This is a genomic window from Bradyrhizobium sp. 138 (assembly GCF_023074075.1).
Classification (GTDB): domain Bacteria; phylum Pseudomonadota; class Alphaproteobacteria; order Rhizobiales; family Xanthobacteraceae; genus Bradyrhizobium.
This window is the reverse complement of the sequence record NZ_JADPKT010000063.1, coordinates 77,571-89,769: the sequence shown is the minus strand read 5'-3', so window position 1 is coordinate 89,769 and position 12,199 is coordinate 77,571. Positions and strand designations below refer to the sequence as shown.

14 protein-coding genes are annotated in these 12,199 nt (G+C 64.5%); all 14 read right to left on the bottom strand.

Annotated features, from left to right (window positions below):
• Positions 1-9: 9 nt before the first annotated feature.
• Entirely contained in the window at positions 10-720 is a 711-nt protein-coding gene (gene trmB, locus IVA79_RS20590; protein WP_247556064.1) for a tRNA (guanosine(46)-N7)-methyltransferase TrmB, read from the bottom strand.
• Positions 717-1,844, bottom strand: coding sequence for a M20 family metallopeptidase (locus tag IVA79_RS20585; RefSeq protein ID WP_247556062.1), 1,128 nt, complete (start codon positions 1,842-1,844; stop codon positions 717-719). The genes trmB and IVA79_RS20585 overlap by 4 nt, the downstream gene beginning before the upstream one ends.
• Before the next feature lie 116 nt (positions 1,845-1,960).
• Complete coding sequence (locus IVA79_RS20580) at positions 1,961-2,374, bottom strand: helix-turn-helix transcriptional regulator (protein ID WP_028139513.1); 414 nt, start codon at positions 2,372-2,374, stop codon at positions 1,961-1,963.
• 220 nt (positions 2,375-2,594) lie between these two features.
• Entirely contained in the window at positions 2,595-4,208 is a 1,614-nt protein-coding gene (gene lnt, locus IVA79_RS20575; protein WP_247556060.1) for an apolipoprotein N-acyltransferase, read from the bottom strand.
• Entirely contained in the window at positions 4,205-5,350 is a 1,146-nt protein-coding gene (locus IVA79_RS20570; protein WP_247556058.1) for a hemolysin family protein, read from the bottom strand. Before IVA79_RS20570 ends, lnt begins: the two co-directional genes overlap by 4 nt.
• The gene (gene ybeY, locus IVA79_RS20565) at positions 5,325-5,834 is read right to left on the bottom strand and encodes an rRNA maturation RNase YbeY (protein WP_247556056.1); all 510 of its coding nucleotides are present in this window, start codon (positions 5,832-5,834) and stop codon (positions 5,325-5,327) included. Before ybeY ends, IVA79_RS20570 begins: the two co-directional genes overlap by 26 nt.
• 61 nt (positions 5,835-5,895) lie before the next feature.
• Complete coding sequence (locus IVA79_RS20560; RefSeq protein WP_247556054.1) at positions 5,896-6,891, bottom strand: PhoH family protein; 996 nt, start codon at positions 6,889-6,891, stop codon at positions 5,896-5,898.
• A gap of 64 nt (positions 6,892-6,955) precedes the next feature.
• Positions 6,956-8,350, bottom strand: coding sequence for a tRNA (N6-isopentenyl adenosine(37)-C2)-methylthiotransferase MiaB (gene miaB, locus IVA79_RS20555; protein WP_247556051.1), 1,395 nt, complete (start codon positions 8,348-8,350; stop codon positions 6,956-6,958).
• Between the two features lie 164 nt (positions 8,351-8,514).
• A complete protein-coding gene (locus IVA79_RS20550; protein ID WP_247556049.1) occupies positions 8,515-8,919 on the bottom strand; it encodes a hypothetical protein in 405 nt (134 codons plus the stop codon).
• Between the two features lie 15 nt (positions 8,920-8,934).
• Positions 8,935-9,618, bottom strand: a complete 684-nt coding sequence (locus IVA79_RS20545; protein ID WP_247556048.1) for an HAD family hydrolase — start codon at positions 9,616-9,618, stop codon at positions 8,935-8,937.
• Positions 9,619-10,074, bottom strand: a complete 456-nt coding sequence (locus tag IVA79_RS20540; RefSeq protein WP_247556046.1) for a Fur family transcriptional regulator — start codon at positions 10,072-10,074, stop codon at positions 9,619-9,621.
• A gap of 38 nt (positions 10,075-10,112) precedes the next feature.
• Positions 10,113-10,598, bottom strand: coding sequence for a ribosomal protein S18-alanine N-acetyltransferase (gene rimI / locus IVA79_RS20535; protein WP_247556044.1), 486 nt, complete (start codon positions 10,596-10,598; stop codon positions 10,113-10,115).
• The gene (tsaB, locus tag IVA79_RS20530) at positions 10,595-11,290 is read right to left on the bottom strand and encodes a tRNA (adenosine(37)-N6)-threonylcarbamoyltransferase complex dimerization subunit type 1 TsaB (RefSeq protein WP_247556042.1); all 696 of its coding nucleotides are present in this window, start codon (positions 11,288-11,290) and stop codon (positions 10,595-10,597) included. Before tsaB ends, rimI begins: the two co-directional genes overlap by 4 nt.
• Positions 11,291-11,489: 199 nt before the next feature.
• Entirely contained in the window at positions 11,490-12,059 is a 570-nt protein-coding gene (locus IVA79_RS20525) for a NifU family protein (protein WP_247556039.1), read from the bottom strand.
• Between the last annotated feature and the right edge of the window lie 140 nt (positions 12,060-12,199).

Below are 12,199 nucleotides of genomic sequence, written 5' to 3'. Positions count from 1 at the left end.
CAATGACGGCTACAATCGCCTGAACCGCAAATACGTCGCCTTGCGTCCTTCGCGCGCGGCTTTCCGGCCGTAGCGCGTCATGGTGTAGCCAGCCCATGGCTGCCTGAAATCGTCGGCGCGGTCGGCAAGCCAGACGAAATCCTGCGAACGCGCAAGATGCGACAGCGTCCAGGCGCAGTAATCGTCGATGTCGCAGACGAAACGGAATTCGCCGTCTCGCTTCAGCACGCGCGCCATCGCAGCGATGGTCCTGTCCTGGACGAAGCGCCGTTTCCAGTGCCGCCGCTTCGGCCAGGGATCGGGATGGATCAGGTCGATCCGCGATAATGATGCCTTCGGCAGCCAGGCCAGCAGTTCGGCGGCATCGCCCGCGAACAGGCGGATGTTGCCGATGTTGGCGGCCTCGATCCGCGCGAGGATCTTTGCCATGCCGTTGACATAAGGCTCGCAGCCGATGAAGCCCGTCGTGGCGAAGTTCTGGGCCTCGGCCGCGAGATGCTCGCCGCCGCCGAAACCGATCTCGAGCCGGACATCTTCGGTCGCGGGGCCAAAGATCTCGCGGGCGTCCGCCGGCGTCTCACCGTCAATGTCGAGCGCAAGATGCGGCAGCAGATGATCGACCAGCTCGGCCTGGTGCTGCCTGAGCTTGTGGCCCTTGCGGCGCCCGAAGAAGGCGCGCTCGCTGTCTTCGCGATCGGGGTCTGATTTGCGCTCGCTCATCGCAGCGTCTGATACAGGCGATGGAGCAGCCGCGCGCGCGGTGCGAGCGACGAGATATAGAGCTGCTCATAATGGGTGTGCGCACCTTTGCCGTCGACGCCGAGCCCGTCGAGCGTCGCGGTGTGCGCGGCGGTGAAATTGCCGTCCGAGCCGCCGCCGGTGTGGGTGTCGATCAGCTCAAAGCCGATCTCGCTCGCGAGCGACTTCGCATGCTCGTACAGCGAAGCGCCTGCATTGCTCTTCTCGTAAGGCGGCCGATTGAGCCCGCCCGTGACCTTGACGGTGACGCCGTCGGTCTTCGACGTCAGGCCGAGAATCTTGCCGACGAACTCGTCCGCGTCCTTGAGGCTCAGCACGCGCAGATCGACTTCGGCATAGGCCTCTTCCGGCGTGACGTTGGGGCGCGTGCCGCCGCGCACCACACCGACATTGACGGTAACGCCGCGCGCGAGGTCGTTCATCCCTTCCAGCGCCAGGATGACGTTGGCGAGCTCGCGGACGGCGCTGCGGCCGTCTTCGGGCCGGGTGCCGGCATGCGCCGGCACGCCCTTGACGAGCACGCGGAAGCGTCCGACGCCCTTGCGTCCCGTGACGATCTTGCCACCGTCACGCGCCGGCTCCGTCACCAGCACATATTTGGCCTTGCGCCCTTCCTGCTCGATCAGTGCGCGCGAGGTGGGGCTGCCGATCTCCTCGTCAGAGGTGAACAGATGCGTGATGCCGAGCGGCGGGCGTTCGGCCGTCGCGCACAGCGCGCGAAAGGCGTGATAGGCGATGTAGGCACCGCCCTTCATGTCGTAGATGCCGGGACCGAACGCGACGTCGCCTTCGACCTTGAACGGCAGGCGCTCGATGAATCCGAGGGGATGAACGGTATCGAGGTGGCTCAGCACCAGGATGCCCGGCCGGTCCTGGCCCCAATTCGACCGCGCGATGAGATGATCGCCGCAGCCGCCGACGCCGGCGACGCGCTCGAGCGTGACGGGCAGATCGTGGTATTGGTCCGCGACCATAGAGATCAGCTTGTTGACCTGTTCAGGCGCTTCCGTCGGCGTCTCGATCTCCACCCAGCGGCGGATGCCATCGAGAATAGTTTGGGAATCGAACCAATTGGAGCTGGCCATGGACGCATCTGTGCCTTTGAATCACATCATCGAGGTGGACGCGCGTGGAAGCGCGGCCATAAATGACGACATAGGCCAGATTTGACGCGGTCTCAAATCGCCATTGAGAGGGCGCCTCAGCGCTTGTCGGGCCCTTCGCGAGCCGCGATCTGCTCGACGAGATCGACAATCGAGCGGCGCATCTTGGAGTCGGTGATTCGCGTGAACGCCTTGGTCAAGGCAAGTCCTTCGGAGGTCGCGAGAAAGTCCGACACATAGGAGGGCGAGGCGCCTTCGGCGAAGCCATCCGGACCAGGCACGCCGCTCGGACCGCCTTCGAACAGGAACGACACCGGCACCTGCAGAATCTCGGCGATCTGCTGGATTCGGCTGGCGCCGACCCGGTTGGTGCCCTTCTCGTATTTCTGGATCTGCTGGAAAGTCAGGCCCAAAGCTTCACCGAGCTTCTCCTGGCTCATGCCCAACATGATGCGGCGCATACGCACGCGACTGCCGACATATTTGTCAACAGGGTTGGGCGCTTTCGACATTTCCTCAGCCCTCCAAACACCACCTTAAGCGCAATCAATCGGAGTGCCTCAGGTGCAAGCAACATCAAATCACACCCTGTTATTGGGAAACATTGCGGAGAAATTTAGCAATGCACCACTGTCTTTTGCAGCCGATGCAGAATGGGGAGCCCGCGTGCAGTCTGTCAACCGTGGGACTACGGTTGTCAAAAGCTTCCGGCCGCGGGTGGTGAAGCTGCGATCAGGGCTGCCGTTTGGCAACGCGTCGGCGGAGGGCCACAATCACGGCCAGCGCGACGAGCATGGCTGCGGGCGCATCGCCCACCCGCGCATAGACGGTCGGCGGGATCGCGGCGGGCAGGTTTGCGTCCAAAATGCCTTCGATTCCGAGGCCAAGGCTGGCGACGGTGCGGCCCACCGGATCGATCACCGCGGAGATGCCCGTATTGGCCGAGCGAACCAGCGGCAATCCGAGCTCGATCGCGCGCATCCGCGACTGCTCCAGATGCTGATAGGGGCCGGTCGAGATGCCGAACCAGCCATCATTGGTGAGGTTCACGATCCAGCCTGGACGCTCGTTGCGTCCTGCCACTTCGCCGGGAAAGATGGCTTCGTAACAGATCAGCGGCAGTGCGGGCGGTGCACCGGCTACCGGCAGCGCATGCCGCACCGTGCCGGCAATGAAGCCGCCGCGCACACGCGTCAGTTGCTCGAAGCCGAGCTTTTCCATCAGCGCCTGGTAAGGGAGAAATTCTCCGAACGGTACCAGGTGCAGCTTGTCGTACACCGCAAGCACGCTGCCGTCGTGATCGATCACGTAGATCGAATTATAGGCACGTGTGATCGGCGTGCCACGCGGCAGGTCGGGTGCGCGGACCGAACCCGTGATCAGCACCGTGCCCTTCGGCAGAAGGTCGGCAATCTGAGCCATCGCGTCGGCTTCGCGGGTCAGGAAGAACGGAAAGGCGGATTCCGGCCAGATCAGGATGGTGGCGTCGCGCACGCCGGTCGATTGCGGGCCGGAGGCGCGGTCCGACAGCGCCAGGTATTTTTTCATCACCTCCGCCTTGGCGGCGTAGTTGAATTTTGCGTCCTGCTGGAGGTTCGGCTGCATCAGGCGCAGCTTGGCGCCTGCGACCATCGTGGTCGGATGCAGCGACAGGCGGATCGCGCCGAAGATGCTCATGACTATCAAGAGCGCAATCGCCGCCGCCGGTACGCGCCACGGCAAGCGACGATCAGGCGTGCGGTCGATCAGGATCGCGGGGCTCGCGAAGATCGCAACCGTCAGGAAGGTCATGCCCCACAGGCCGATCAACGACGCCGTCTGCGCCAGCGGCAGCGGCTCGGATAGCGCATAGCCGAACGTGTTCCAGGGAAAGCCTGTCAGTGCGTGACCGCGCAGCCATTCGCTCAATGTGAGGCTTGCTGCGAGCGCAAGCACGCGCGTGGCGTTTTTGGTCCAGAGCAGGCGTGCCAGCGCAAAGCCAATGGCCGTGAAGATGGACAGATAGGCCGGCAGGCCGAGCACGGCGAACGGCGTCAGCCAGGCGAACACATCGGCTTCGACGAAGAAGGCGTAGCCGATCCAGTAGAGCCCGGGCACGAAATAGCCGAGCCCGAACCAGTAGCCGGTCAGTGCCGCGGCCGGGACGCCGCCGTATCGTCCGGCCCCAGTGCCGTCGATCAGCCAGACCAGCACCGGGAAGGTGATGAACAGCACCGGGAAGATGTTGAACGGCGCCAGTGCCAGCACCGACAGTGCTCCGCACCCCATGGCGATGACCGCGCGCTTCCATCCCCAGGTGAGGATGACGGCAAGCGCGATCTGCCGAACTCGCTGGAACGGGCTCACTGTTGGCCGGCCCCGTCGCTTGGCGGCGGGGTGGGTGTGTCATTGGCCGGCGATTGACCACTGTCCGGCGTGGCCTCGCGGCGGCTTCTCTCGCGCTGGGTGCGCGGGCTGGGACGCTCTTTCCGCGTCGAGATGCGCAGCCGCTTGACGCGGCGCGGATCGGCATCGAGCACCTCGACCTCGTAATTGCCGGGTCCGGAGATCAACTCGCCGCGCACCGGCAGACGCCCGACGAAGCTGACGAGATAGCCGCCCAGCGTCTCCACCTCCTCGCCGGCTTCGCCGGTGACGAAATCCTCGCCGATCACCGAGCGGACGTCGTCGAGGCTGGCGCGGGCGTCGGCGATGAAGGCGTTGTCGGGCAGGCGCACGATCGAAGGCGGCTCGTCGCTGTCGTGCTCGTCGTCGATCTCGCCGACGATTTGCTCGACGATGTCCTCGAGCGAAACCAGTCCGTCGCTGCCGCCATATTCGTCGACCACCAGCGCCAGATGAATGCGCGTGGCCTGCATCTGCGCGAGCAGGTCGATCGCCCGCATCGACGGCGGCACGTAGAGCAGCTTGCGGATGATGCGCGCATCCTCGAGCGGCAGCGCGAGATCGACGGCGCGGAGGTCGAGCCCAGCCGGCAGCGGCTTCTTGCGCTTGGTCTTGGTGGCTTCCGGCACGCGGGCGCGCGCGGTCATGAAGGCGAGCAGGTCGCGGATGTGGACGATGCCGACGGGATCGTCGAGCGTCTCGTTATAGACCACGAGCCGCGAATGGCCGGCGCTTTCGAAGCGGTCCATCAACTCGCCGAGCGGGATGTCGCGCTTCACCGCGATGATGTCGGCGCGATGCACCATGACGTCGGCGATGCGGCGCTCATGCAGTCCGAGGATGTTGCGCAGCATCGTGCGCTCGACCGCGGAGAAGCCGGAGTCGCCAGGCGTCGTCGCATCGAGCACGACCTGGAGGTCGTCGCGAACCGATCCCGCCTTCCAGCCGAACAGCGTCCGGATGGCGCGCAGCAGCCATCCTTCCGCGGTCGGGCGCATCACCTCGCCTTGGGTCACCACCGCCGGCAGATTGGCGGTGTTGCGCGGGTTGTCCTGAATTGGGTCGGAATCCGGCATCTCAGTGCGTCCCTGCGCGATCTGCATAGGGATCGGGAATTCCAAGGTGAGCCAGGATCTGCGTCTCCAGCGCTTCCATCTCCTCGGCGTCGCTCTCGTTCTCGTGGTCGTAGCCAATCAGGTGCAGGAAGCCGTGCACGGCGAGATGGCTCAAATGGTGGTCGAACGGTTTTTGTTCCTCGTCGGCCTCGCGCCGCATGGTCTCGTAGGCGATCGCGATATCGCCGAGCATGCGCGGCGCATCACCCGGCTTCCATTCGCCCTCGGGCTGGAGTGCGGGAAACGACAGCACGTTGGTCGGCTTGTCGATGCCGCGCCAGTTGCTGTTGAGGGTGCGGATGCCGGCATCATCGGTCAGCATCACGGCTACTTCCGCGTCGGCCACGTCTTCATCGACGCTCTCGGCGGCGGCCGCAACCGCGCGCTGGATCACGGCTTCGGAATCGGGCTCGCGCTGCCAGCAATCGGCGACGACGAGGACCTCGGTGATGGGAAGGTTCTGATGTGACATTGTCTTTGTTCGGAACGGTGAGGCGCCCTGTCCGCGCCCTCTGAGTCCGGCTGTTGCCTCGTCAGGATTGGCCGGCGGCCGGCCGCTGCGGCGAACCTTCGTAGGCGGCGACGATCCGCGCCACGAGTTCGTGGCGGATCACGTCCTCGGCTTTGAAATGAACTTGGGCGATGCCCTCGACGCCGCCCAGCAGACGGGTCGCTTCGGCCAGGCCCGAGGTCTGGCCGTTCGGCAAGTCGATCTGCGAGGGGTCGCCGGTCACGATCATGCGGCTGTTCTCGCCGAGGCGCGTCAGGAACATCTTCATCTGCATCGACGTGGTGTTCTGCGCCTCGTCCAGGATGATGGCCGCGTTGGTGAGGGTGCGGCCGCGCATGAAGGCGAGCGGCGCGATCTCGATCTCGCCGGTCTGCAGCGCACGCTCGACGATGCGCGCATCCATGAGGTCGTAGAGCGCGTCGTAGATCGGACGAAGATAAGGGTCGACCTTCTCGCGGAGATCGCCGGGCAAAAAGCCGAGCCGCTCGCCGGCTTCCACCGCCGGACGCGACAGGATGATCTTGTCGACCTCCTTGCGCTCGAACAGCTGCGCGGCATGCGCAACCGCGAGCCAGGTCTTGCCGGTTCCGGCCGGGCCGATGCCGAACACCAGCTCGTGGCGCTTCAGCGCGCGGATATAGGAGTCCTGCGCGGCGGTGCGTGCCCGCACCGGTCGCTTGCGCAGATTGATGCTGTCGAAGGCCGATTTGGCCGTTTTGGCGTCGAACTCGAATAGGGACCCTTGCGCGATCACGGCACGGATCGCGCCTTCGACCTCGCCCTGGTCGAGGTCGTGCCCCTTCACCGCCTGTGCGTAGAGCATCTCCAGCACGCGGCGCGCGGCGTCGCAGCCGTCGCGCGTGCCGCCGATCGTGATGTGGTTGCCCTTGGAATCGACGACGACGCCAAGCCGCCGCTCGATCTGCGCCAGATGCTGGCCGTAGGGGCCAACCAGCGCGGATGCGGCACGGTTGTCGTCGAAATCGATGACGACCTGGGTCTCGGGCGGAACTTGCATGTCGCGGTCAAATTTGCGGCTGGGAGCGATAGAAGACGAATCCGATGCGCTTTTTGGCAAGGGTTCAGGCTCCACTGGCTTGCGATAAAGCGGGCTCGCGCGCGGTGCGCGGTGTGGCGAGCTCGCCGAGAAAGCTGTAGCGTTCGAGGCTGTCGATCCTGACAGGCAGGATGTGTCCGATGATATCGGGCGAGGCCATCACGTGGGCGGGCTGGAGGAATGCGGTGCGGCCGACGATCTGGCCGTCCTTGCGCGCCGGACGTTCAAACAGCACGTCGACCGTTGAGCCAATCGCAGCCTTGTTGAAGGCCGATTGCTGGCTGTCGATCAGTTCCTGGAGCCGCTCCAATCGCTGGTCCATCTCGGCGGGGGACACCGTCTCCTGCATATCCGCGGCCGGCGTTCCCGGCCGGGCGGAGTATTTGAACGAATAAGCCGCAGCGTAGCCGATTTGCGTGACAAGCGCGAGGGTGGCGAGAAAATCTTGCTCGCTTTCGCCGGGGAAGCCGACGATAAAATCTGATGAAAAAGCAATGTCTTGGCGCGCGGTACGGAAACGGTCGATGACCCGCCGGTAATCATCGGCGGTATGTTTCCGGTTCATGGCCGCCAGAATCCGGTCCGAACCCGACTGCACCGGCAGGTGCACGAACGGCATCAGGGCACCGAGATCGCGATGGGCGGCAATCAGGCTGTCATCGACGTCGCGCGGATGGCTGGTCGAATAGCGCAGTCGCGCGATCCCGGGAATTTTGGCCAGATGCTCGAGCAGCCGGCCGAGCGGCCAGGTTTTTCCGTCCGGCCCCTCGCCATGATAGGCGTTGACGTTCTGCCCGATCAGCGTCAGTTCGCGCACGCCGTTGTCGGCGAGCCGCTTCACGTCATCGACGATCTTGGCGACCGGGCGCGAGACTTCCGAGCCGCGCGTGTAGGGCACGACGCAGAAGGTGCAGAACTTGTCGCAGCCTTCCTGCACCGTGACGAAAGCGGAAATACCGCGCGCGCGGATCGCTGCGGGCTTGGGCTGGGCCAGGAAGCCGAACTTGTCCTCGGCCGGAAACTCGGTCTCGATGGCGCGGCCTTCGTTGCCGGCGCGCTTCAACAGCTCCGGCAGATGATGATAGCTCTGCGGTCCCACCACGACGTCCACGACAGGCGCGCGGCGCACGATTTCCTCGCCTTCGGCCTGCGCCACGCAGCCCGCAACGGCGATCTGCATGGTGCGACCATCGCGCGCGGCCTCGTCCTTGGCGACGCGCAGGCGGCCGAGTTCGGAATAGACCTTTTCCGAAGCTTTCTCGCGGATGTGGCAGGTGTTGAGGATGACGAGGTCGGCCTCCTCGGCACTCGCCGTCTCCACGAATCCTTCCGGAGCCAGCGTATCCACCATGCGCTGGGCATCGTAGACGTTCATCTGGCAGCCATATGATTTGATGTGCAGCTTGCGCGGCGGCGTCATGGAACCCGAAATGGAGGTGGAGGACGGCCCTCAGATATAGGCTGGAGGCGCGAAAATCCAGCGATGGCAGCCCCTTCGGTCGTCATTCCGGAGTACCTCAGAGGGAGCAAAGCCGGAATCAGCCCCAAAACCACCGGAATGGGCCCCTTTGCGTGGAGTCAGCCCTACGTCCGAGGGGTTGCGAGCCATTCCCGCCAAAACTCTTCCTGCACGTCAACTGAGGCAGGGATCACATCAGGCCCGGCGTCAAAAATTTCGACGAGGTCGGTCATGCGCGTATGGGCACCCTTCGTCAGCCGATACGCCTTCAGACCCGCCCCCATGTCTCTCGCCATTCCCGACGGATAAACATTGAGGCTCGCTCCGTAGCAGAAAGGGATAAGTCCCTCAGGCTCGAGCTGACGCCGGATCAAGCATAGTGCTTCGAAAAAATCTCTCGCCTCGGCCTCGATTGTCTTGCCGCGATAAGCGCAGGTCAGCTTGCACGCGTTTTCAATTTCGTGCTCGGTGATGACAGCCGTTTCGTCATCGCTCGCGCCGATCAGATCGATTTCGTGTTGTGTGCCCATCGTCTCGATACACCGTCACGACCGAAGAGCGGCCATGCCAACGTTCCGCCGGACCAGCTCCGGCAGCTGATGCATGTCGGCAAAGAGCAGATCCGCGCCGGCCTCGCGTAGCGTCTCGGCATAGCCGTCGCGGCAATGGCTGCCCCCGTAAAAGCCGAATACGGTCATTCCCGCCGCCCGCGCGCCGACAATCCCGGCCAGGCTGTCCTCGATCACGACGCAGCGCTGGGCCGGCACGCCCATTTCCTTCGCCGCGAACAGGAACAGGTCCGGCGCCGGCTTGCCGTTGGTCACCTGCGAAGCCGAGAAGATATTTGGCGCGAGGCGCTCATAGAGCCCCGTGCTCCCCAGGCTGACGCGCATGCGCTGATGCGAGCCGCTCGAGGCGACGCAGACGCGTTGAGGCACCACATCGAGCACGTCATGGATGCCGCGGATCGCTTCGAGGTCGGCCTCGAACGCGCGGAACAGCTCGTCCTGCAGATCGCCGTGATAGGCCTCGGGCAACTTGCGGCCGAGCTCGGATTCGATCTCGAGATTGGCCTGCCGCGTCGAACGGCCGAGAAAGCGTTCGAACACCTGCTCCGAGGTGATGGGATAACCGTGCCTCGTCAGCACATCCGCATGCGCGCGACAGGAGATCACCTCGCTGTCCACGAGCACGCCGTCGCAATCGAAGATGATGAGATCGATGGGCACTTAGCTGGTGGGCTTGTCGTCGTCGAGCGGGACGCAATAGAGCTCGAGCCGGTGGTCGACCAGCCGGTAGCCGAGCTTGCGGGCGATTTCTGCCTGAAGCTTCTCGATCTCTTCGGAGGTGAACTCGATCACCTTGCCGTCGCGCAGGTTGATGAGATGGTCGTGATGGCTGTCGCGCATCTGCTCATAGCGCGCGCGGCCTTCGCGGAAATCATGGCGCTCGATGATGCCGGCGTCCTCGAACAGCTTGACGGTACGATACACGGTCGAGATCGAGATCTTGTCGTCGACGGCGACGCAGCGCCGGTACAGTTCCTCGACATCGGGGTGATCGATCGCTTCCGCGAGCACGCGGGCGATGACGCGGCGCTGCTCGGTCATGCGCATGCCCGTGGCGGCACAGCGCGCCTCGATGCCGGACGCCTTGGATGCGGAGGAAGGTTTCAGTACGGTCATGGTTTGTCTGCCTGGCGGGGCGCTTTCTGCCACCAATGTTACGACAAGTCACGTCGCATCAGAAGGGCGTTCAAATGTTCCCCGTCCGGCTGCTTATAGTAGCGTTCGCGGCGCCCGACCACCATGAATCCGCATCCGACGTAGAGCCGCCGCGCCGGCTGGTTGTTTTCCTCGACTTCGAGAAATATTGTGCGCACGCCGCGCCCCGCGAGATGGCCGAGATGGGTCATCAGCAGCGTGCGGGAGAGGCCGCGCCCGCGATAGGCCTCGTCCACCGCGATCGAGAGGATTTCCGCTTCGTCCGCCCCGATCCGCGACACCGCGAATCCGATGGTTCTGTGGCCGAGCCGCAACCGATGCACCAGCGTGTTGCGCTCGCTGAGCATGCCCTCGAATTCGCCTTCGCCCCAGCCCCGCGCGAACGAGGCGCCGTGAAGCTGCGCCAGCCGCGCGGCATCGCGCGCGGACGCAGGCTCGACGGCGGCGGTGCCGCCGCGCCACCATTCCGACAGCCATCTCATCATGAGGTTGCGGCTTGTGCTGCAAATGGCGGCTGCGCCGGCAGCTTGGCGTCGGGCGCCTTCAAATAGAACGGCCGTGCCGGCGTAGTATCGGGATTGGCGGCAGCACCGAGCCATGCGACCCAGCTGATGTCAGGCGCGACCTGCGCCTCGACCGCGACCGGCTGCGGAATATCCTTCAGCCAGCGCTCGGCGAGGATCCCTGCGGCATTGCCGACCAGGTGCGGCGCGCCGAATTGCGAAGCTGCGATCGCCTCGTCGATGGAAGCGACGCGCGGTCGCACCAGCTGGCTGCCGTCGCCGGCGACGATCTGGAAATAGACATGGTCGTGCCGCGCGTCGATCGCCGAGATCACAGGCGCCGATTTGCTCTGGCCAACGATGGCGGCTGCATAGGCGGACAAGGTGGTCAGGCCGACGGCGGGCTTGCCGGCGGCGAGCGCAAGGCCGCGCGCCGCCGAAATGCCGACGCGCAGGCCGGTGAAACTTCCGGGGCCGACGGTGACCGCGATGCGGTCGAGCGCGGTAAAGGCGAGATTGGCCGTTTGCATGACGCGCGCGATCATCGGCATCAGGGCTTCGGCGTGGCCGCGCTTCATGAGCAGCTGCTCCTGCGCAAGGAGCTCGGCCGTTTCGGTGTCGAGCACGGCGACGGAGCAGGCGTCGAGCGCAGTATCGATGGCGAGGATCAACATGGAAAAGCGAATGGCGAGTGGCGAATGGGGAGCAGTCTAGCGAACCAAACGTCTATCCGCCATTCGTCATTCACTATTCGTAGTCCCCGATAGCGCCGCATTTCGTAGGGTGGGCAAAGGCGCTCTTGCGCCGTGCCCACCACTTTGTCGCCGAAAGAAAAGGTGGGCACGCTTCGCTTTGCCCACCCTACGGCACCTCCTACATCGGCCGGACTTCGACCACGTCGGGCACGAAGTGCTTGAGCAGGTTCTGGATGCCGTGCTGCAGCGTCGCGGTCGATGACGGGCAGCCGGAGCAGGCGCCCTTCATGTTGAGATAGACGATGCCGTCCTTGAAGCCGCGGAAGGTGATGTCGCCGCCGTCATTGGCGACCGCCGGCCGCACCCGGGTCTCGATCAGGTCCTTGATCATGTCGACCGTTTCGGCATCGGCCTCGTCGAAGAACTCGTCCTCGTCGTCGAGATCGGCATCGTCGGCAGCCGCGCCGCCGGCGAGCAGCGGTGCGCCGGACATGTAGTGCTCCATGATGGCACCGAGGATCGCGGGCTTGAGCTGCTGCCATTCACCGCTCGCCTTGGTCACGGTGATGAAGTCCGATCCGTAGAACACGCCGGTGACGCCGGGTACCTCGAACAGCTTTTCGGCCAGCGGCGAGCGGCCTGCGGCTTCGCGGCTCGCAAATTCCATCGGGCTGCCGTCGACCACGACACGGCCGGGAATGAACTTCAGCGTGGCGGGATTGGGGGTGGCTTCGGTTTGAATGAACATGGTTTTCTCCAGACGTCACCGGTTCAAGGCCGGCGCGTGCTCTATCCACTAGCAGATGGCGACGGCGAACGCACGATCAAGGGGCGAGAACGGCGTTCTGTTGTTATATCAGCGAGTTAAGTGCATTCTTATCTTCCCTG